General features: G+C 45.2%; 17 protein-coding genes, 1 tRNA gene, 1 other RNA gene and 1 pseudogene. 6 read left to right on the top strand and 14 right to left on the bottom strand.

The features are described 5' to 3' along the window. Position 1: 1 nt before the first annotated feature. Positions 2-1,156 (top strand): glycosyltransferase, encoded by a 1,155-nt coding sequence (locus JO375_RS13750; RefSeq protein WP_229525002.1) that lies wholly within the window; start codon positions 2-4, stop codon positions 1,154-1,156. 481 nt (positions 1,157-1,637) lie between these two features. Here the strand turns inward: JO375_RS13750 and JO375_RS13745 are convergent, their stop codons facing one another. The 3 genes from JO375_RS13745 to JO375_RS13735 form a co-directional block, all read right to left on the bottom strand. Then, a complete protein-coding gene (locus JO375_RS13745; RefSeq protein WP_229525001.1) occupies positions 1,638-2,588 on the bottom strand; it encodes a ring-cleaving dioxygenase in 951 nt (316 codons plus the stop codon). A 14-nt stretch (positions 2,589-2,602) separates the two neighbouring features. Beyond that, a complete protein-coding gene (locus JO375_RS13740) occupies positions 2,603-3,001 on the bottom strand; it encodes a DoxX family protein (RefSeq protein WP_229525000.1) in 399 nt (132 codons plus the stop codon). Positions 3,002-3,068: 67 nt separating this feature from the next. Further along, complete coding sequence (locus tag JO375_RS13735; protein WP_229524999.1) at positions 3,069-3,296, bottom strand: DUF896 domain-containing protein; 228 nt, start codon at positions 3,294-3,296, stop codon at positions 3,069-3,071. Positions 3,297-3,608: 312 nt separating this feature from the next. Here JO375_RS13735 and JO375_RS13730 point away from each other — a divergent pair, with 312 nt between their 5' ends. Together JO375_RS13730 and JO375_RS13725 are read left to right on the top strand one after the other, a co-directional pair. Continuing rightward, positions 3,609-4,472 carry an MBL fold metallo-hydrolase gene (locus JO375_RS13730; protein WP_229524998.1) on the top strand — a complete coding sequence of 288 codons (864 nt, stop codon included), beginning with the start codon at positions 3,609-3,611 and terminating at the stop codon, positions 4,470-4,472. A gap of 150 nt (positions 4,473-4,622) precedes the next feature. Then, positions 4,623-5,018 carry a VOC family protein gene (locus JO375_RS13725; protein ID WP_229524997.1) on the top strand — a complete coding sequence of 132 codons (396 nt, stop codon included), beginning with the start codon at positions 4,623-4,625 and terminating at the stop codon, positions 5,016-5,018. Between the two features lie 119 nt (positions 5,019-5,137). Here JO375_RS13725 and JO375_RS13720 read toward each other — a convergent pair. Next, positions 5,138-7,072: pseudogene (locus JO375_RS13720) on the bottom strand (pectate lyase family protein). 622 nt (positions 7,073-7,694) lie between these two features. Between JO375_RS13720 and JO375_RS13715 the strand changes: the two are divergent. Next, entirely contained in the window at positions 7,695-7,856 is a 162-nt protein-coding gene (locus tag JO375_RS13715) for a hypothetical protein (protein ID WP_229524996.1), read from the top strand. A 55-nt stretch (positions 7,857-7,911) separates the two neighbouring features. On the opposite strand, the gene ssrA is transcribed toward JO375_RS13715, so the two are convergent. From ssrA to JO375_RS13665, 10 genes are all read right to left on the bottom strand, one after another. After that, positions 7,912-8,278: a transfer-messenger RNA gene (gene ssrA / locus JO375_RS13710) on the bottom strand. 250 nt (positions 8,279-8,528) lie between these two features. Further along, positions 8,529-9,008, bottom strand: coding sequence for an SsrA-binding protein SmpB (gene smpB, locus JO375_RS13705; protein WP_229524995.1), 480 nt, complete (start codon positions 9,006-9,008; stop codon positions 8,529-8,531). Positions 9,009-9,300: 292 nt separating this feature from the next. After that, entirely contained in the window at positions 9,301-11,913 is a 2,613-nt protein-coding gene (gene rnr / locus JO375_RS13700) for a ribonuclease R (RefSeq protein ID WP_229524994.1), read from the bottom strand. 186 nt (positions 11,914-12,099) lie between these two features. Continuing rightward, positions 12,100-12,333 (bottom strand): preprotein translocase subunit SecG, encoded by a 234-nt coding sequence (secG, locus tag JO375_RS13695; protein WP_229524993.1) that lies wholly within the window; start codon positions 12,331-12,333, stop codon positions 12,100-12,102. Positions 12,334-12,635: 302 nt separating this feature from the next. After that, positions 12,636-13,922, bottom strand: a complete 1,287-nt coding sequence (gene eno / locus JO375_RS13690) for a phosphopyruvate hydratase (protein ID WP_229524992.1) — start codon at positions 13,920-13,922, stop codon at positions 12,636-12,638. Positions 13,923-13,985: 63 nt separating this feature from the next. Further along, positions 13,986-15,530 (bottom strand): 2,3-bisphosphoglycerate-independent phosphoglycerate mutase, encoded by a 1,545-nt coding sequence (gene gpmI, locus JO375_RS13685; RefSeq protein ID WP_229524991.1) that lies wholly within the window; start codon positions 15,528-15,530, stop codon positions 13,986-13,988. Between the two features lies 1 nt (position 15,531). Then, a complete protein-coding gene (gene tpiA / locus JO375_RS13680) occupies positions 15,532-16,284 on the bottom strand; it encodes a triose-phosphate isomerase (protein ID WP_229524990.1) in 753 nt (250 codons plus the stop codon). Positions 16,285-16,342: 58 nt separating this feature from the next. Continuing rightward, a complete protein-coding gene (locus JO375_RS13675) occupies positions 16,343-17,524 on the bottom strand; it encodes a phosphoglycerate kinase (RefSeq protein WP_229524989.1) in 1,182 nt (393 codons plus the stop codon). Positions 17,525-17,647: 123 nt separating this feature from the next. Next, complete coding sequence (gene gap / locus JO375_RS13670) at positions 17,648-18,658, bottom strand: type I glyceraldehyde-3-phosphate dehydrogenase (protein ID WP_229524988.1); 1,011 nt, start codon at positions 18,656-18,658, stop codon at positions 17,648-17,650. Between the two features lie 93 nt (positions 18,659-18,751). Further along, positions 18,752-19,789 (bottom strand): sugar-binding transcriptional regulator, encoded by a 1,038-nt coding sequence (locus JO375_RS13665; protein WP_229524987.1) that lies wholly within the window; start codon positions 19,787-19,789, stop codon positions 18,752-18,754. A 258-nt stretch (positions 19,790-20,047) separates the two neighbouring features. On the opposite strand from JO375_RS13665, the gene JO375_RS13660 reads away from it, so the two are divergent. Together JO375_RS13660 and clpP are read left to right on the top strand one after the other, a co-directional pair. Beyond that, a tRNA-Arg gene (locus JO375_RS13660) sits at positions 20,048-20,122 on the top strand. 208 nt (positions 20,123-20,330) lie between these two features. Next, positions 20,331-20,930 (top strand): ATP-dependent Clp endopeptidase proteolytic subunit ClpP, encoded by a 600-nt coding sequence (gene clpP, locus JO375_RS13655; RefSeq protein ID WP_267497696.1) that lies wholly within the window; start codon positions 20,331-20,333, stop codon positions 20,928-20,930. Positions 20,931-20,934: the final 4 nt, after the last annotated feature.

The following is a 20,934-nucleotide window of genomic DNA, read 5'->3' as shown; positions in this document are numbered from 1 at the left end:
ATTGGCTATCCGCTACAGTGTCATCATTCCAACCTACAATCGAGCCCAGCAGCTGTTGCTCACACTCACTTCATTTGAAACGCAAACCTTTCCGAAGCACCTGTTCGAAGTGATTGTAGCTGATGACGGCTCTACAGATGGAACGAAAGAAATGGTCGAAGGCTTCAAAGCATCCTATCCTCTTGTCTATGTATCCCATCCAGAACAACGCGGTCGGTCTGCCGTTCGAAATTTGGGGCTGCGCCGTGCGAGAGGGCTATACATTATTTTCTGTGACGCTGACTTTTTGGTGTTGCCTGATTTCATTAAAACCGTGAGCCGTTATCACCGTAAATATCCCAAGTCCGTGCTTTCAGGCATTCCTTATTCGTGGGATGATGCTTTTACCCATTATTACCCTGACTTCTCTCCGGAAGAAAAAGAGCATTGTCGGAGCATACTTACACAATCGGGCTTATGGAATCCCGGCCTTGAAGCGGCAAACGAAATGATTCCGATCATAACCCCGGAGGATATCCTTCATCAGACAGGCGCATTGTCAAAAGTAGTTGCCCCCTCAAGGGTTCCCCCAACGACTAAAAAGCAATTCGCCGCCACAGATGTAGCTCCCTGGATGCTCCTGGTTACACGCTGTGTATCCATCAGACGCAGCCAGTTGATTCGGATTGGCGGCTTTAATGAACGGTTTGTACTCTATGGACTCGAGGATTGGGACCTTGGCTATAGGCTGCATCGATTGAGGGTCCCTTTTTATAGTATTAAAGAGGTTGTCGGATATCATCAGGAGCACCCAACCTACCTCAGAGGAAACGTTTTAAATACGGAAAATCTGAAAATCATGTTCGAAACCTACGGATTCAATGACTCCTCCTTGAATTTATTTGCCCTTATACCTCCATCCGAGGATTTTGAGACCTACAAAAATACGCTGCGGGTATTACGTAAGGGAATCCGTTCCAAGCTAACACGCTCATCCGCACTGTTGTTAAAAAGAACACTACGCATTGCAGCCAAGCAGTTCTTTGATCCAAAAAATACTCCCGCATACCAAAAATCATTGCACTTGATCCAAAGAAAAGCAGCGAACCGAAAAAGTCGGGTCGCTCACGTGTTGCGAGAAATGCTGCTGAAGTCTGAAAAGCTGGTGGAGAAATAGTTACTCATCTACAGCGTACAAAATCGTATGTATTGCATCCTCCTTACGGGATAAAAAGACTCCTCCATAAAGGTGCGAGCCCAACTTAGCAATCAGCTTTATGGAGGGGGAGTCGAGTCCCCTCCGCTGATAACGTTACATAGCTTCTACGAGTACACTTACAGTTTTGGAAAATTCCCCAAAAAGACTTCCTTCAGTTTACGTAATCTTAATGACTAGCCAAATCATGCTGAAAAGCTTGAAGGGAAAGGCTATCCCCCGTACTTCCTCCCTCTCCCGGTCTCATATCAAAAATACGATCGATAAATCGATTGATATCCAGCAGCATTGCCTTTCGTTCCTCCAAGGTTACACGCGGTACCGAGTAAAGAAGTTTTATCTCATCTTGTCTTTTTCATGCTTTTCTATAAACCTGGCGGTTCCCATTCACGTGACTCACCTATTCCAATGAGAGCAAAACAGCAATCGTTTCGTTTATCGTTTACTTTTGTTTTCCTGTTAATGTTCTCACTTCAATAGGAAGCAAATTCGCCTCGATTTGAGCCCGCTCTGGTTCATACCACTCTGGCAGCATTAATTTCTGCCCCAAAACTTCAGCAGGTTCATCGTTAGCAAATCCCGGTGGATCTGTAGCAATTTCAAAGAGTATACCGCCCGCTTCTCTGAAATATATGGCATTAAAATATTGGCGGTCTATGATTGGAGTCGGCTGATAGCCATAATTTTGGACTGTGTTTCTCCAATCTTTATGCTGCTCGAAATCTTCTGCACGCCATGCAATGTGATGTACCGTGCCTGCTCCACCAAAGCCTAAACCTATTCTGGCAAGCGGAACATCCACTATGTTGCCGATTTCTCCTACGGACTGATAACGGGCATATTCGGCGTCTTCATCGATTTTCGTAAATCCGAGTATGCTTTCCAATGCATCCATCGTTTTCTGTGGGTTGACGCTAAATAGCACGGCACCCCCAAATCCCTTAATTGCTTTATCGGCTGAAATGCCACCGAAAGACCAGGTACTGTTCGCTCCCGCTTCACGTTCTACAAGCTCAAGACGTAGACCCTCATGATCCTCGAATTGAAGATATTGTTCAGAGAAGCGGTTCGTTTTCGCAACTTGAATATCAAAGCTTTCCAAACGACGCTGCCAAAAATCAAGTGAACCTGGCGGTACTACATACGAGGTAATGCCCACCTGACCACCTCCGATTCGACCTTTGGGAGTTCCTGGCGCAGGAAAAAATGTAATGACGGTTCCAGGGCTTCCTGCCTCGTTACCAAAGTACAAGTGATAAACTTCAGGAGCATCGAAGTTGACCGTTTTCTTTAATAACCGAAGTCCAAGGATGCTGGCATAGAAGTCGACATTTTCCTGCGGATTACCGGCAAAAGCTGTAATATGATGGATACCTGTAGTTTGAAGTGACATGCTAAAACCCTCCTTTAGTTAAGTATTGCATCGATGGAATATGAGCCTGCCCCTGTCAACGCAATACCGATTACGACTGCAATAAGCACTAGCGGATATTCATAGCCATTAGCTGTTGACCAAATCCCGTTTGGACCATGTACTTTGAAAATTGCCCCGAGCATAGTTGCCGTAATGAACAATGCAGCCAGTGGAGTGAGCAATCCTAGAGCAAATAGCGCTCCTCCCAGCAATTCCATCAACCCAGCAAGTACTGCCATGAATACTCCCGGTTTAATTCCAATTGATTCCATCCAACCCCCAGTACCTTTTGGACCATAGCCGCCAAACCAGCCAAAAAGTTTCTGAGCTCCGTGCCCCACCAATAACAATCCAACCACCAAACGTACCAGTAACAATCCACTTGCCAACATAAAATCACTCTCCATATTATATTTATTTGAAAATTCTCTGATTAAAGATATTTGGCAAAAATTAAATTCATTGTTTAATTAATTGTGCCTGCTCTTTTCTTAGTTTTTCAGGAGTAACATCATCTCCATTCGGATCATAGATCGTAGCATTCAAGAGAATGCTTTTTACAGAACCCCGAAAGATTTGAAGGTATTCTTTGCGAAGATCGGTTTGTTCAGTCTTTTCAATTTCAGTTAATCCGACTTCGTTTGCTTTTTTGGCAAGCTGATTAATTCTTTCTAAAATTGCAAGCATGTGTATACCTCCATATTCAAAATGTTCTGATTGGTTATATCTTTAATTTATTTATCTTGATATAAAGATATAATACTTTTCTTTCCGTGTCAATACTTTTTCAAAAAAAAAAGATCAACCTTCTTGGATTGCTTCACACACCCATATGAGAATCTTTACACACTTCTATTGGAAAAAGGTGTAATATTATGAATGACAACTCGTAAAAATGAGCAGAAGTTACAATTTAATGGGACGTGAAGGCAGGCAAGAAGAAGTTGCCAAAATGTTTTTTTCTTACGAACTACTAACCGAAAGAAAGGGGCACTCCACATGACAAACCAGTTGCAGACAAAAGTATTTATTAGTAGCGATCAACATGATGGGTTCGGTGTAAGCTCGACTATTATATATGGTCCTACTGAAGCGCTACTCTTCGATGCTCAATTTAGCCGTTCTAACGCACTTCGTTTAGTGGCCGAAATTCTTGAAACAGGTCGTGAACTAAAACAAATCTTTATCAGTCATTTTCACCCAGACCATTATCTAGGATTGGGCGTAATAAAAGAAGCATTTCCAAACGCACGTGTAATGGCATACAAAGAAGTAGCTGAAGAAGCTAATGAGGCTTTCAGCTTCAAAATCGATTACTGGGGAACTGAGGTCCTAGGTCATAACTGCTCTAGAACGGTGGTAAATATTGAACGCATAGAAGAACCGCATCTCACAGTTGATGGTGAACCAATAGACATCCTGGGGTTAATGCGAGGCGACGCTGAACATGAAGCTGTTTTATGGATTCCATCCATTAAAACGCTAGTCGCTGGTGATTTGGTTTTCTCCGATGCACATGTTTGGGTAGCTGATGCTCGATTCCCGGAGGATCGACAAGCATGGCTTGATAACCTCGATACATTAGAAGCATTGAAGCCAGAAGTCATTATCCCTGGACACGCTCCAAATGACAGACCATACAATCCAGATGGTATCAAATTTACACGATGTTATTTGAAAGATTTTATGCATCATCTCGCAGAATCAACAGATTCTGCCGACCTAATTGCAAGAATGGAACAACTTTATCCAGACCTGGTAGTGCATATTTGTTTAGAACTAAGTGCCAAAATTCTAAAAGATAAATACCGTTGGGAAGGTGACTGGCCTCATTCACTTCGCGACACAGATGCTGTAATCTGAAATATCGAGCAATAAGCAGACGTCATCCTTTGATGAGTCTGCTTCTTTTTTAGTCATATGCATAGATATTCGATTAAATTTTATATATTTAACGAAATAGGGGAATATAATATTAGGATAAAGTAGGATGTCAAAACACAGGAGGAAATCATGGGCCGACTAATTCATTTCGAAATTCATGTAGATGACATGGAACGTGCCAAGAAGTTTTATGGCGAGGTATTTGGATGGACATTTGAGGATTGGAGTGACTATGCTGGAACGCCTTATTTTGGAGCTGTGACAGGCAATGCAAATGAACCCGGAATCAACGGGGCTTTGATGCAACGTAAAGGTGCTTCCCCCCAACCTGGTCAGGCAATGAATGGTTATGCATGCACTATGGGAGTGGAAGATTACGATTCTACTGAAACAAGAATTCTTAATCTCGGAGGCAAAATTGCACTGCCAAAGCATGCACTGCCTGGAATGGCATGGCAAGGGTATTACATTGACACAGAAGGAAATATTCTTGGTATTCATCAGCCAGATGAGCATGCAAAATAAAGTTATACAACAAATCAATTCACATTCTAATTAAACTAAATAAACCAGTCGCCGGTTCAATTCCGGCAACTGGTCACTTAAACTTGAATGGTGTTTTGATCTCCGTCTTATCAGATAACTTATTGTAATTCCATGTAATAAAGATTAGTAGGATTATCTTTTGTTATGGTATGTGCGCCAGGAGCAAGTGATACACTGACAATACCATCAGTGATTGGATAACTGGTCCCATCAACCTTGATTTTTGCTCCGTCTGCTAAATTAAGCACTAATGTTAATGTTGAAGCTTCGCTATTGGTTCCAGCTATTGTAAAGTTATGAACCTATTCTCCTGGTGTTGGTACCGGAACAGGAGTCGGTGTTGGCTCCGTTGGAACTGAATTACCCCCCACAGATACAAGCTGAGTTGTGTAGCTTTTTATTTTAGCCATTAGAGCCGAATTGAGTACATACGACGTGTCATCAACAGAATTATCAAATTTCCATGTAAAGTCTCCGTTACTCAGGCGTCCAGCTTTTGCAGTAACAATTTGTTCAACATCGCTTACGTTATCAATGTCAGCGCCATTTACTCCAGTATCGACGCTTGTATCAAAGTTGTTATATGCCGTTCCTCCTTTTAGAGCTTTGTATGAGCTTGGTACGGTTTCATTTCTCGACGAAGCTAAGTACGCATCAAAGGAGTTTTTATTTGCTGGAGCCGTCCCGTTATTGGAGTTGGTATAAATCAGACTGGCAGCATCAACTATACTATTGTTGTAGGCCTTAATCACACCTCCGTTTTCGCCTGAAAATATACCTTCCCCTAAAGCATCCGTACCTTGCAAGGAACTCAGCATTGGATATTTAGCATGTCTAAAATAATTAGATTCTACAAAGGCTGAAGCTCCCATTGTAACACCGACACCATATTTTGAGATTCCATCAAAGAAGTTATTATATATATGAACAGATGCCACTCTTATACGTGGATGACGGGAGTCTGAATGATCAAACCAGTTATGGTGGAAGGTGGCAAAGAATTCTGACGATTCACTTAAGCCGACCAGAGCTGATTTTCCTGAATCCCAGTAGTGATTATAAGAGATTGTAATATACGACGATCCTTTTTTAAGGTCGGTGGAGCCATCGCCCTTTGCTTGGTCAGCATCTCCTCCTGCAGTTCCATAGAATATATCATTATTATGCACCCAAACATTGATATTCCCTGTATCCATTGAAATACCGTCATCAGGGAACAACATCACACCCAGGTTTCTCACTTCCACATTTCCGACATATCTAAGAAGTATTCCCCATCCGTAAGCATAGGCATCGTCTCCGATACCTTCAATCGTCATATTCATTTCTGAATAATTTTTTTTGCCTTTTACTTGGAGATATCCACTGCTATCAAGTTGTCCTCTCAGGTCATCTTTTGTAACTTTTCCAATAAATCGGATTGCAAGTGGTGTTGTATCATAGCCTTTTTGTCTTAATGCCAAGATCTCACCCAGACCAACACCCGTTTGAACACGACCTGAGCTATTGGTTTTCACACCGAGGGTTACTGTTCGTGCAGTCCCGGAGGTTACATAAAGAACTTGGGCACCATTCTTAAGTGTTCCGTCATTATTATAAGCACCCGAACCCGTGCCATATTGCGATTTTGATGAGAAAGCAAATCCGGATCTATCATGTGACGCTACGGATAGCTTGTTTGAAACAGCACTTACCGTTGATCCGTCTGGCAGCCTGGCTTCAACTTTCATGACATAATCTCCAGCTGCAAGACCTAAGGCATCAGCTCTCCAATAGGAGGGGTATTTTCGGATTAATTCATTATCAATTTGTTGATAGTAAGAATCTGACGCGTTTACAGGTTTAACATATACATTATATCCTTCCGCATTGCTTTCAGGTGACCATTTTACATACGCAGTTTCATTCCAGCCTCCACCGCCGATGATCGAAAGACCGGCAGCATAAGTTGTAGTACTTTGCAATCCTAATAAAGATATTAGAAGAGAAAATAATAAAACAATACTCATTACATTCATAATCCTCTTTTCCATTTCCAATCCTCCTAAATTTGATTTGTTACATACACCATTGAATCGTTATCAAAAAGCCGTCAGGTTTCACCTCCCCCATGTAATTATATGAATGAAACATTTATACAAACTTTATAATGAGAAAAATATCACAACTCATGAGTCAAACTAATAAGACTTACATTCAAACTACAGCGTCTATCAATAATCTTCAAGGGGGAGAAATTAGTATCATATAAGACTCTTTCCCATAATTTCGAACTAATTCGCCAGTATTCGTCAATTCCCCCCTGCTCCCAACACCCTAAATTGTGGGGCATAGTCAAAAATTTTAACTTGTTTATTATTATTGGAAATAAACTGAATGAACACCCCTACGGACAGAAATTTGCCACTTACCAGTGCATTTGTCTTGGGGATAAAAGGTCAGAAGTATAAGACGATGTAAAGATGGAATCGATCCGCCTGCACGTTAAGGAAAACTGGACGTACCGGGAGATTAACGCTCGTTTGGGAATACAAGATAAGATTCGGATGAAGCGCTGAATGTATAAATACCAAGAACAGGTAAATTGGGTCTGTTGGATCAACGGGGAAGACGAGTCCAATATGTGGATCAGAACTATTATGTTCAAAAGTTCCGATGGGAAAAGGAACTACTAAAAAAGTGTTTGGAATTCTGGAGGCGGGAGGGAAAATCAGCCGAACTAAACATGCCGAAGATTTCGCGATAGACAGGGTCAATCACGAATATACCTTTAAAGAACTGGCCGGATTGACTAAGAAGCATTGCGTAGCCATTTAATTATATGGAGATGCAAAAAAAGCGACCGAGATAGGTCGCTTTTTTCATAATACTTAAATGGAGGCGAGGGGAGTCGAACCCCTGTCCGAAGATAACGCCACATAAGCTTCTACGGGTGTAGTCACAGTTTTGATGTCACCTGGCCAAACGCCCTGTAACCGGCTTTCGATCAGGTCAGCCTGATTGTCTTCTTCAGCACACCCCAGGCGGAGATGTGACAGCGTATCCCACTATAGGTTAGCCCCTACATCCGGCACATGGGCGATGCAGGAGAGGAGCACGCTCACAGGTTATTAAGCTGCGAAAGCGTAGTTGTTTTGTTGTTTGCCAGTTATTATGGCTTTAGCGTTGATGAAGCGGACGCGTCCCCACTACCCGCTACTCATGCTCGAACTATCCCCGTCGAATCCATAAACGCCCCCTCATTAAAAAAGGGCTCCACAGATTAATCCGGAAATACCGGAGCATAAGCATGCATCATATCGTAAGCTGAATCCTGAGATTCAACAGTCGAACAACATGAAATACTTTAAAGCTGACTACTTCGTTAGTATACCATATTACATGCCATAACGAAACGGAATAAAGCCATTATAGCTCGATAAAATAGCACCATTACAGGAACAAGTAACTTATCCACGTAATTTGTACCATACACCATAATGCAGCAGCTTATCTCGCAATTTTTTGCTTCTCACGCAGAGCACGCTGGATATCACGCTGTGCATCGCGTTTGGCAGCCGTTTCCCGCTTGTCATACTGCTTCTTACCTTTACCCAGTCCAAGCAGCAGTTTGGCATAGCCGTTGCGGACATAAACCTTAAGCGGCACAATGGTGTAGCCTTCCTGTTTGGACTGACCGATAAGCTTGCGAATCTGCTCTTTATGCAGCAGCAGCTTGCGCGTACGCGTCGGATCGGCCGGATTGTTACGATTACCTTGCTCAAAAGGACTGATATGCATATTGTGAATATGAATTTCGCCATTACGGATCGTAGCAAAGGCATCACTAATATTGGAACGCCCATTCCGCAAGGACTTGATTTCCGTTCCCGTTAACACCATGCCCGCCTCGTAGGTGTCCTCAATAAAATAGTCATGGGAAGCTTTTTTGTTCTGGGCGAGCACTTTCCCGTCTGCCTTCTTACCCATGAATACCACTCCTTTGAATAACGTAATCGATTCTAGATCTAAGTATTGCATCCGATGCTATGAAGCTCCGCCTAGAAACATATTGTAACAAAATTCGGTTGGTAAAAGCAAGAAAGGCAAGCCGTCACTTCCTACACTCACGGATTGTATATGATTTACATACTTCAAAAACAAAATGGCCCCCATCTGTCACAGCAGACGGAAGCCCCCTAATACATACCCTTAAACCAGCTTTACACGCTAACACAAAAGCTTCCACCAGCAGTCAACCAGTATAAACGGCCTATCCTGTTTACTTCTTCTTTTTTCGTACAAATGCAGCGGTGCCGTTACCTCCACTACCGCCTTTATTCTTCCGTTTGCGGCGCCCGGCACCTTCACCGCCTGATCCCGCGTCACTGCCTGGTGTAGCCGCGCTGCCGATAAAAACACCGCTAGCAGATGTCTTCTTCTTCCTGCGCTTGCTTGTACCGGCGATTGGCGAATTATATCCGCCCTTGCCGCTGCCAAAACCGAAGCTGCCTGTCTGGCTGGTGCCTGCTCCGTTTCCACCGTCGCGGGCCGTGCGGCCTGCGGTGCTAATACCTCCGTTGCCGACTCCTGCAGGCTTCCCGGCCGTGTCACGACCGCTTCTGCGGTCTCGACCTTTTTTGTCCTTGCCGCCCTTGCGATCACGTCCTTCGCTGCCTTTGCTTTTACCCCGGCCCTCACCACGTGCAAAGCCTCCACCGTATCCCGAGCCGTTTGCCCGCTCACGAGGCTGCCGCTGCTTCATATCGACGAGTTCAAAGTCGATTGTGTAATCATCCATATTGACGCGCGCGACGCGAACTTTAACCTCGTCCCCGATACGGAATACCTTGGAGGTACGTTCACCGATTAAGGCCATATGCTGCTCGTCAAAATGGTAAAAGTCGTCCGTAAGCGCACTCAGACGTGTCAGACCCTCCACCGTGTTGTCCAGCTCAATAAACATACCAAAGCTGGTGACGCTACTGATAATTCCCTCGAATTCCTCGCCGACCTTATCGAGCATATACTCAGCCTTTTTCATCTGCTCTGTATCGCGCTCTGCATCAACAGCCACACGTTCACGCTCGGAGGATTGCTGTGCAATATCCGGCATGCGTGCCGTCAGATATTCCTGGCGCTCGGCTGTCAAAGCCCCGCCATTCTCCAATACCTCACGGATGACGCGGTGAATGACCAAGTCCGGATAACGGCGAATCGGCGATGTGAAATGCGAATAGTATTCCGCAGCCAGTCCAAAATGCCCCGTAGATTCTGCATCATACTTCGCCTGCTTCATCGAACGCAGCATCATGGTGCTAAGCACCGTCTGCTCTTTGGTTCCCTCGATATCCTCCAGCAAGGTTTGCAGTGCCCGCGGATGGATGGAGTTCCCCCGCCCCTTGATTTGGTATCCAAAATTAGCGGCAAAAGCCATGAAATTTTGCAATTTTTCCGGGTCCGGGTCCTCATGTATTCGATACAAGAACGGTACCTTTAGCCAATGGAAATGCTCTGCTACTGTTTCATTAGCTGCCAGCATGAACTCCTCGATAATTTGTTCAGCAATCGTGCGCTCTCGTTTAATGATATCGACAGCTTTACCTTCATCATTCACAATGACTTTTGCTTCATCAAAATCAAAATCTACCGCCCCCCGCCGCATCCGGTTAGCACGCAGCTTCAAAGCCAGTTCCTTCATCGTACGGAATTCATCCACCAAATCCTTGTAGCGTTCCATCAGCTCAGCATCTTCCTCTTCGAGGATTTTGCGAACATTGGTATATGTCATCCGTTCTTTCGTTTTAATCACACTGGTAAAAATGTCATGCTTTACGACTTTCATATGCTCATTGAATTCCATCTCACAGGACAAAGTCAGCCGATCCACCTGCGGATTCAAGGAACAAATCCCGTTGGACAGCCGATGTGGAAGCATCGGAATAACACGATCAACCAAATACACGCTACAGCCGCGATTATATGCCTCCTGATCCAGTTTGGAGTTCTCACGCACATAATACCCTACGTCTGCAATATGAACGCCCAAACGGTAGTTTCCGCTTGGCAGACGCTCTACATTGACCGCATCGTCCAGGTCTTTGGCATCCTCGCCGTCAATCGTTACAATAATCTTGTCACGCAAATCGCGACGACCCTGACGCACAATTTCTTCTTCCGTTATCGCATCGGGAGCCTGATCCGCTTCCGCTGTCACTTCATCGGGAAAAGCCTCCGGAAGCTGGTGCTTGCGAATCACCGATAAAATATCGACGCCAGGATCATCCTTATGCCCCAGCACCTCGAGCACTTCGCCTTCCGCTGCCGCCCTGCCTTCCGGGTAGCTTACAATACGGACAACAACCTTTTGTCCGTTGACAGCCCCGTTGAAGCTTTCTTTGGGGATAAAAATATCACGGTTAATGCGCTTATCATCCGGCAACACAAAACCGTATGCTTCGTGGTTCTGAAACACACCCACCACTTGAAGCACAGCGCGCTTCACGATCCGCACGACTTCGCCTTCCAAACGTCCACCCGCAGGTCCTTTCGACGTCACTCTTACCAGCACCGTATCTCCATTCATTGCGCTCTTTAAATCATTAGCATGAATGTACACATCTGGATGCTCCCGGTCCTCCGGAATCAGAAAAGCAAAGCCCTTGGCATGAGCCTGCAAACGCCCGCGCAGCAAATCCATCCGTTCCGGTACGCCATAGCGGTTGGTACGGGTCAGCAGAATTTTCCCGTCTTCCTCCAGTGCGTTCAAGAGCTTAAGAAATTCACGGAACTCTTCCGCGTCCTTAATGTCAAAATGCTGCTCCAGCTCCTGGTATGTCATAGGCTTATATGCGGTCTCGCGCATAAAGTCGAGTAGTTGTTGCTCTGTTATCATAGTTTTGTCCACCTCGGGCGACCTTTAATTTTCAGTAATATTCCGCGTGCTCCTTGTTCTAACAAGGCTCTTATATACTCATACCCTAGTATACACGAATTTAATCGACGGCATCCCTTGCCTATTCAAAATCCAAAAAAAGCCCCCGTTTCCTGTGAAACGAAGGCTTGAGGTTCATTATTTAGCTTATTTTGCATAAAATGCAACCAGAACAGCAACAATCATAAAACACGCACCCAAAACCGCAGTTATACGTTGCAGAATCAAATCCATACCGCGAGCTTTTGTTTTGCCGAACAGATGCTCAGCACCACCAGAGATGGCACCAGACAAACCTGCGCTTTTCCCTTTTTGCAGTAAAACAACCGCAACAACAGCAATTGAGAACACAATGAGCAGCACTTTCAAAAAGATTTCCATGAAAAATCCCACCTCCTGAGCTTATACATCTGTTTTGCAAAACAACACAGCTTCTTTTATAAAAACATGTCCATATCATGTGATGAATAGCCGGAAATCAACGCAAAACACTACTTCCATTCTACCACAGCTTCCAGTAGATAACAACCTGCTATGCTGAATGACTCTCAATGCACAAAAACAGACCTGCTCATAGTAGCGAACAGGTCTGTCTGTTGGATCATTGCTTGAAACCTTCTGGCATTCAAGTTTTACGCTTTACAGCATAATACTTAAAACACCGTCAGGATTTTGTCGCAATCTTATTTTTTCAGGTTGTAGAAAGATTTCAGGCCGTGGTATTGAGATACTTCACCCAGTTGATCCTCAATGCGGAGCAATTGGTTGTACTTCGCAATACGGTCAGTACGGGAAGGAGCACCTGTTTTGATTTGGCCTGCATTTGTTGCAACAGCGATATCAGCAATGGTGCTGTCTTCGGATTCACCGGAACGGTGAGAGATTACTGCAGTGTATCCTGCACGTTTAGCCATTTCGATAGCATCGAATGTTTCAGTCAGTGTACCGATTTGGTTTACTTTGATCAGGATAGAGTTACCGATTTTTTCTTCGATACCTTTAGCCAGACGTTCTGTGTTGGTTACGAACAGGTCGTCACCAACCAATTGGATTTTGCTGCCCAGTTTTTCAGTGAGCAATTTCCAACCTTCCCAGTCATCTTCAGAGCAGCCATCTTCGATGGTGATGATTGGGTATTTATCAACCCAAGAAGCAAGCAGATCAACGAACTCAGCAGAAGTGAAGGATTTGCCTTCGCCTTCCAGCGTGTATTTTCCATTTTTGTAGAACTCAGTGGAAGCAACGTCCATACCAAGGAATACGTCAACACCTGGTTTGTAGCCGGCTTTTTCGATCGCTTCGATAATAGTGGACAGGGCTTCTTCGTTGGATTTGAAGTTAGGAGCAAAACCGCCTTCATCACCAACAGCAGTGTTCAAACCTTTAGAGTTCAATACGGCTTTCAGGTTGTGGAAGATTTCTGCACCAATACGCAGAGCTTCTTTGAAAGTAGGAGCGCCTACAGGAAGAACCATGAATTCTTGAACGTCAACGTTGTTGTCGGCATGAGCACCACCGTTAACGATGTTCATCATTGGTACTGGCAGTTGTTTTGCGTTGAATCCACCCAGGTAAGTATACAGTGGCAGACCAAGAGCTTCAGCAGCAGCGCGAGCCACAGCCATGGATACAGCCAGAATGGAATTCGCACCCAGTTTGCCTTTGTTTGGTGTACCGTCCAATTTGATCATCAATGTGTCGATTTCTACCTGGTTCACAGCATCCAAGCCGATCACTTCAGGAGCGATGATTTCGTTCACGTTTTTAACAGCTTGCAGAACGCCTTTACCCAGGTAGCGGGATTTGTCGTTATCACGAAGCTCTACAGCTTCGTGAGCGCCAGTGGAGGCACCGGAAGGAACGATAGCGCTACCGATAGCACCGGATTCCAGATATACTTCAACTTCAACTGTAGGGTTACCACGAGAGTCGAGGACTTCGCGAGCGTACACGTCAGAAATAATAGTCATTTGTACTTAATCTCCTTTGTGAATCATGATTTATTGGTCAAGTCTATACTTATTAAATCAAGCTTACTTGCGGGATGCAATCATAGATTTTCCTGTCATTTCCGCAGGCTGCGGAATCTGCATCAAATCCAGAAGTGTTGGTGCGACGTCAGCCAGAATTCCATGTTCACGCAATACGATATTTTCGTCCGTCAAAATAAACGGAACCGGATTAGTCGTATGAGCGGTGAACGGACGTCCTTGCTCATCAACTTCCATATCCGCGTTACCATGGTCGGCAATGATCACAACCACGCCGCCTTTGGCTTTAACCGCGTCGACAACACGCCCAACACATTCATCCGTCACTTCTACCGCCTTAATAGTTGGTTCCATCATACCGGAGTGTCCAACCATATCCGGATTGGCAAAGTTCAGGATGATTGCGTCATGCTTGTCAGCTTCGATTTCTTTCACTGCTGCATCCGCAACTTCGTACGCACTCATTTCAGGCTTCAGGTCATAGGTAGCTACTTTAGGCGAATTGATCAAGACACGAGTTTCGCCAGGCAGTTCTACATCACGTCCGCCACTGAAAAAGAAGGTAACATGCGGATACTTTTCTGTCTCAGCAATACGCAATTGCTTTTTGTTGTTTTGTACCAGCACTTCGCCAAACGTATTATCCAGGTTCTTCGGCTCATAGGCTACAAAGCCTCCCACCGTTTCACTGAATAAGGTCAAGCAAACAAAGTGCAGGTCCTTAGGCCATTTGGGTCCACGGTCAAAACCACGGAAATCTTCATTGGTAAATACTTGAGACAGTTGAATTGCACGGTCAGGACGGAAATTCAGGAATACAACAGAGTCATTGCTTTCGACCAGCCCTACAGGACTTCCATCGGCCTTCACAATCACGGTTGGCTCCACAAATTCATCGAACACTGATTTTTCATACGATTCCTTCAATGCTTCCAGCGGGTCTGTATATTGAGGACCTTCCCCGTATACAATGGCACGGTAAGACTTCTCAACACGTTCCCAACGTTTGTCGCGGTCCATTGCGTAATAGCGTCCTTGTACGGTCGCAATTTGGCCGACGCCCACTTCCTGGATTTTAGCGATCAGCTGTTGCATAAAGCCTACACCGCTGTCAGGCATAACATCGCGTCCATCCATAAAAGCATGAACGTACACTTCAGTTAAGCCTTCTTTTTTCGCCAATTCCAGCATTGCGAACAAATGGCTGATATGGCTATGCACGCCGCCGTCGGACAGAAGTCCGTACAGGTGAAGTTTAGTGTTGTTCTTCTTGGCATGCTGAACGGCTTTAACCAACGTTTTATTATCGAAGAATTCACCTTCGCGAATGGACTTCGAAATACGAGTCAGGTCTTGATACACAATTCGGCCTGCGCCGATGTTCAAGTGACCTACTTCGGAGTTACCCATTTGGCCTTCCGGTAGACCCACGGCTTCGCCAGAAGCTGTCAGCGTAGCATGAGGATATTGTTTTAAATACCGGTCGTAATTCGGTTTGTTGGCCTGTGCAACTGCATTGCCTTCCACAGTATCACGTAGTCCAAATCCGTCCATAATGATCAAAGCTACCGGTTTTGGTGCTGCCATCTTACTTCGCCCCCTCAACAAGCGCGATGTACGACGCCGGTTGAAGACTGGCACCGCCCACGAGCGCGCCGTCGATATCGCTTTGACCCAGGTACTCAGCAACATTTTCAGGTTTTACACTGCCGCCGTACTGAATACGTACAGCATTTGCTGTATTTTCATCATACAGCTCTCTAACCAGACTGCGGATATAGGAGATTACTTCATTCGCATCCTGCGAAGTGGAGGATTTTCCTGTACCGATCGCCCAGATTGGCTCATAAGCAACAACGACTTGCGCAGCCTGATCCTTAGCCAAACCTTCAAAAGCCGCTACAGTTTGCACTTTTACAACCTCTTTGGTTTGACCCGCTTCACGGTCTTCCAGCTTTTCGCCTACACACACGATCGGAGTCAGGCTATGGCGGAATGCGGCATGAACCTTTTTGTTTACCGTTTCGTCTGTTTCGTTAAAATACTCACGACGCTCGGAGTGTCCGATTACAACGTAGTCTACGCCCAGATCCTGCAGCATTCCGCCGCTGATTTCACCTGTAAATGCACCATCTTCTGCAAAGTGCAGGTTTTGTGCGCCAATTTTAATAGATGTGCCTTTTACTGCTTCAACCAGAGCAGGAAGATTTGTAAATGGAGCGCAGATTACGCTTTCCACTCCTGCAACCTCTGCTTTGCCTTTGATTTCTTCGATGAAGGTTTTAGCTTCTGGGACGGTTTTAAACATCTTCCAGTTACCCGCGATAATCGGTGTTCTCAATGGTTTCAACTCCTAACTATTAGGTGCCCTAAAGCCTTTATTACGCGTAAGCGTTTGATTACTTATCGTTAAGTGCAACAACACCTGGAAGTGCTTTGCCTTCCATAAATTCCAGAGATGCGCCGCCACCTGTGGAAATGTGATCCATTTTGTCAGCCAGGTGGAATTTCTCAGCCGCAGCCGCAGAATCACCGCCACCAATGATGGTGTATGCTTCTGTTGTTGCGCAAGCTTCCGCCACTTCAAGCGTACCACCAGCGAAAGGCTCGATTTCAAATACGCCCATTGGTCCATTCCAAACAACCAATTTGGAGTTTTTGATCACATCTGCATAGATTTCACGAGTTTTCGGTCCGATATCCAAACCTTCCCAATCCGCAGGAATGCTGTCGATGTCCACAATGTCCGTGTTCGCTGTAGCGCTGAAATCGTCAGCAATAACGACATCCACTGGAAGATAAAAGTTTTTGCCGAGCTTCTTCGCTTTTTCGATAAATCCAAGAGCAACGTCCAGTTTGGATTCATCCAGCAAGGATTGACCCACTTCATAACCTTGAGCTTTAAAGAATGTATAAGTCAAACCGCCGCCGATAATTACGTTATCAGCAATGTTCAGCAGGTTGTCGATCACGTCGATTTTGTCTTTTACTTTGGAACCGCCGATAATGGCTGTAAAAGGACGGTCTGGATTCGAAAGAGCCTTACCGATGACAGACAACTCTTTCTCCATCAGCAAGCCGGAAACAGCTGGCAGGAAGTGAGCGATACCTTCTGTGGAAGCATGAGCACGGTGTGCTGCACCAAATGCATCATTTACGAAAATGTCAGCCAGCTCAGCAAATTGCTTCGCCAGTTCAGGATCATTTTTCTCTTCTCCCGGGTAGAAACGCACATTTTCAAGCAACAGTACGTCGCCGTTTTGCAGTTCAGCCACTTTCGCTTTGACAGCCTCGCCTACTGCTTCGTCTACTTTAACAACAGGCTTTTTAAGCAGCTCGGACAAACGCACGCCGGCAGGAGTCAGACGCATGGATTCAACGACCTGACCCTTTGGACGTCCAAAGTGACTCGCCAAAATAATTTTTGCACCTTTTTCAATCAGGTAGTTAATGGTTGGCAAGGTTTCACGAATACGCTTGTCATCGGTAATTTTACCATCCTCGACCGGAACGTTAAAATCTACACGCACAAACACTCGTTTTCCGTTCAGTTCTATATCACGTACGCTTTTTTTGTTCATCTCCATATTCCTCCGCACCCTTTTAATTTTACGAAACAGGAATTCAAGGCACATTTTGATATATAAAGAGCGGAAACAATAACACCTGTTTCCGCTCTATGTTGTTGCGCGATAAAACTGTTCTTATTTAGCCAGTTTAGCGAAGTATTCCAACGTACGGATCAATTGTGCAGTGTAGGACATTTCATTGTCATACCATGCTACAGTTTTAACCAGTTGTTTGTCGCCAACTGTCAGAACTTTAGTTTGAGTTGCATCAAACAGGGAACCAAAAGTCATACCTTTGATGTCGGAGGATACAATTTGATCTTCAGTGTATCCGTAAGTTTCAGGATCAGAAGCTTCTTTCATGGCTGCGTTGATTTCTTCAGCAGTTACGTTCTTATTCAGAACAGTTACCAGCTCAGTCAGGGAACCTGTTGCTACTGGAACACGTTGAGCTGCACCGTCCAGTTTACCTTTCAGTTCAGGGATAACCAGACCGATTGCTTTAGCAGCACCAGTTGTGTTAGGAATGATGTTTTCAGCTGCTGCACGAGCACGACGGAAGTCACCTTTAGCATGTGGAGCATCCAAAGTGTTTTGGTCGCCAGTGTAAGCGTGAATTGTAGTCATCAAGCCTTCAAGGATACCGAATTTATCATTCAGTGTTTTAGCCATAGGAGCCAGGCAGTTCGTTGTGCAAGAAGCGCCGGAGATGACAGTTTCAGTTCCGTCCAGAATGTCATGGTTTACGTTGTAAACGACAGTTTTCATATCGCCAGTAGCTGGAGCGGAGATTACAACTTTCTTAGCGCCGCCTTTCAGGTGAAGCTCAGCTTTTTCTTTAGTTGTGAAGAAGCCTGTGCATTCCAGAACGATGTCTACACCCAGGTCTCCCCAAGGCAGTTCTTCAGGGTTGCGGTTAGCCAAAACTTTAACTTCTTTGCCGTTTACTCTGAAGAAGCCGTCATGTACTTCTACTTCTCCCTGGAAAGGACCTTGTGTGGTATCATATTTCAACAGATGTGCCAGCATTTTGGCATCTGTTAAGTCATTGATTGCTACTACTTCAATACCTTCTACGTTTTGAATACGACGGAAAGCAAGGCGTCCGATACGTCCGAAACCGTTAATACCAACTTTAACTGTCATGAGTGAGTTCCTCCCAAAGTTCGTTTAGTTTAGTTTTATATATTCAAGACAGACCCGAAAGCCCGTCAAGACAACACACTTCATCAATCCGTATTAACCTTTTAAATAATGGCTTACAATCTCGGCAGCAGCGCCTTCATCGGTGACAAGAATGTCTTCTTGCCCGAAACGCAATACCGCGTGAATAGCGGTCGCCTTGCTTTTGCCTCCAGCTACACCCAGAACGGTCTCGGTACGCCTGATATCCTCCAAGCGGAGTCCAAGCGTCAGCATACGGTGAACAACGACGCCGTCCTCGTTGAAATAATAGCCAAACGATTCGGCAACCGCACCCTCACTGCTGATCTGGGCAAAGGTTTCGGGATCAAGCTTGCGTCTGCGTGCCATCACTATGGCGTTGCCTATCCCGTGAATGATGATACGACTCTTTCGAATCAGGCTCAATATATCCTGAATGTTCGTATCCTCAAGCAACGAGTTGTAGGCATGATTGCTGAGCAAATCCGGTACATGGAGCAGACGGTATTGAGCGCCAACTTTGCGGGCCATTGTGGAAGCAATGGTGTTAGCCTGCATTTCCATGCTCTCTCCCAACCCCCCGCGTGCCGGTACAAACCACCCGCCCTTGAGCGAGCCATTAGCAGGTAGTGTCAGTTGTTCTGCTACATCTGCAATCGTCGTGCCTCCTGTTACCGCGACCACATCTTCGTCGTCCATAACACTCAGCAACGCTTTTGCTCCAGCACGACCCAACTCCTGCTTCACCAACGGTGAAGTATCCGAGTCCCCTGGAACGACAACCACCTTCTTCAAGCCGTAGGCCTGACGAATCTGATCCTCCAGTTGGGACAGGCCGAACAAGTTGTTCGCAATCGGCTCCAGCTGTTCCAGCAGATCCAGCCCTGCTTTGCTCACCTTCATGCCTACACTCTCGATCTCAATGAGCCCTTGGGCCTTGAGGAGATCGGTTTCGGCGCGCAGCACGCGCTCGGTCATATCCAGTGAAGCTGCCAGCGTTCTGCGTCCAATGACATCGGACAGCATGATCTGGCGCAGGATCGTGTACCTTTTTTTCAAGACATCCATGAGGTCGGGCAGAAGCTGCTTCTGTATTTCTAATATCTTTCGCATGCTTTCCACTCCCGCACACTTCTAAGTTTCTTCTCTAACACTATATCTCCAGTTGGCCTCAAAATGTCCCATGGTAACTTTTTAAGTCCCACGTATATCTTACCTAATATTTGCTTCACTTGCAAGTCTATCTGAACCTATATTTCTCAACTTTTTATGTGAATATGCACACATAATAAAAGCTTGCAATTCACTGCAATATATCATATAATCATTTTTGTTTCCAATTAATTAGTCAGTTCATTGCTTGATATCTATGCGCCCGTGGTCCAACGGATATGACGTAGGCCTCCGGAGCCTGAGATCGAGGTTCGATTCCTCGCGGGCGCGCCATTTTCTAAATGAACGCTTTAAGCTTCTATAATATTTTAACCAATAAGAGCACAGGGGGCTCTTTTTTTTAACCATTAGTTTGACTTTCTTTGACTTTTTGTTTGAAATTGTTTATCATGTGATTATTACGGTAACAGTTTATAAATAGGGGCATGTTATCAGCATGTCCACTAAATCCATTAACGATATTTAAGGGAGGTTTTTTGACGTGAGCTATGTTCCTATGGTAGTAGAACAAAGTAACCGCGGCGAACGCGCCTATGACATTTATTCCAGATTGTTGAAGGATCGCATTATTTTGTTGGGCTCGGACGTCAATGACGTTGTGGCTAACTCTATCATTGCACAAATGCTGTTTTTGGCTGCCGAAGATCCTGAAAAAGATATCCACTTGTATATTAACAGTCCTGGCGGCTCCATTACAGCCGGTATGGCCATTTTCGATACGATGCAATACATTAAACCTGACGTATCTACCATTTGTGTAGGTATGGCAGCCTCCATGGGTGCGTTCCTGCTGAACGCCGGGGCTAAAGGCAAACGTTTTGCACTGCCGAACAGTGAAATTATGATTCACCAACCATTGGGTGGCGCACAAGGTCAGGCAACGGATATTGAAATTCGCGCCCGCCGCATTCTGAAAATGCGTGACAAGCTGAACCGTATTCTCGCAGATCGCACAGGCCAGCCATTGGAACGCATCGAAAAAGACACAGACCGTGACTATTTCATGTCCGCTGATGATGCCAAGGAATATGGTATTATTGATAAAGTGTTAACTAGCTCCACTCCAGCAGCAGGTATTTAAGAGA

The organism is Paenibacillus farraposensis, assembly GCF_020736845.1.
Lineage (GTDB): Bacteria > Bacillota > Bacilli > Paenibacillales > Paenibacillaceae > Paenibacillus > Paenibacillus farraposensis.
Note: the sequence above shows the minus strand (reverse complement) of the source record. Positions and strands in the feature narration are given on the sequence as shown.

What these genes read in the sequence shown, in the direction of transcription:
- JO375_RS13740 (WP_229525000.1), bottom strand. Translation starts at nt 3,001, where the DNA reads ATGTTGGCAAGTGGATTGTTACTGGTACGTTTGGTGGTTGGATTGTTA.
- rnr (WP_229524994.1), bottom strand. Translation starts at nt 11,913, where the DNA reads ATGATAACAGAGCAACAACTACTCGACTTTATGCGCGAGACCGCATAT.
- JO375_RS13715 (WP_229524996.1), top strand. Translation starts at nt 7,695, where the DNA reads ATGGGAAAAGGAACTACTAAAAAAGTGTTTGGAATTCTGGAGGCGGGA.
- gap (WP_229524988.1), bottom strand. Translation starts at nt 18,658, where the DNA reads ATGACAGTTAAAGTTGGTATTAACGGTTTCGGACGTATCGGACGCCTT.
- JO375_RS13730 (WP_229524998.1), top strand. Translation starts at nt 3,609, where the DNA reads ATGACAAACCAGTTGCAGACAAAAGTATTTATTAGTAGCGATCAACAT.
- JO375_RS13675 (WP_229524989.1), bottom strand. Translation starts at nt 17,524, where the DNA reads ATGAACAAAAAAAGCGTACGTGATATAGAACTGAACGGAAAACGAGTG.
- JO375_RS13725 (WP_229524997.1), top strand. Translation starts at nt 4,623, where the DNA reads ATGGGCCGACTAATTCATTTCGAAATTCATGTAGATGACATGGAACGT.
- JO375_RS13745 (WP_229525001.1), bottom strand. Translation starts at nt 2,588, where the DNA reads ATGTCACTTCAAACTACAGGTATCCATCATATTACAGCTTTTGCCGGT.
- JO375_RS13735 (WP_229524999.1), bottom strand. Translation starts at nt 3,296, where the DNA reads ATGCTTGCAATTTTAGAAAGAATTAATCAGCTTGCCAAAAAAGCAAAC.
- secG (WP_229524993.1), bottom strand. Translation starts at nt 12,333, where the DNA reads ATGGAAATCTTTTTGAAAGTGCTGCTCATTGTGTTCTCAATTGCTGTT.
- smpB (WP_229524995.1), bottom strand. Translation starts at nt 9,008, where the DNA reads ATGGGTAAGAAGGCAGACGGGAAAGTGCTCGCCCAGAACAAAAAAGCT.
- JO375_RS13665 (WP_229524987.1), bottom strand. Translation starts at nt 19,789, where the DNA reads ATGCGAAAGATATTAGAAATACAGAAGCAGCTTCTGCCCGACCTCATG.
- gpmI (WP_229524991.1), bottom strand. Translation starts at nt 15,530, where the DNA reads ATGGCAGCACCAAAACCGGTAGCTTTGATCATTATGGACGGATTTGGA.
- eno (WP_229524992.1), bottom strand. Translation starts at nt 13,922, where the DNA reads ATGACTATTATTTCTGACGTGTACGCTCGCGAAGTCCTCGACTCTCGT.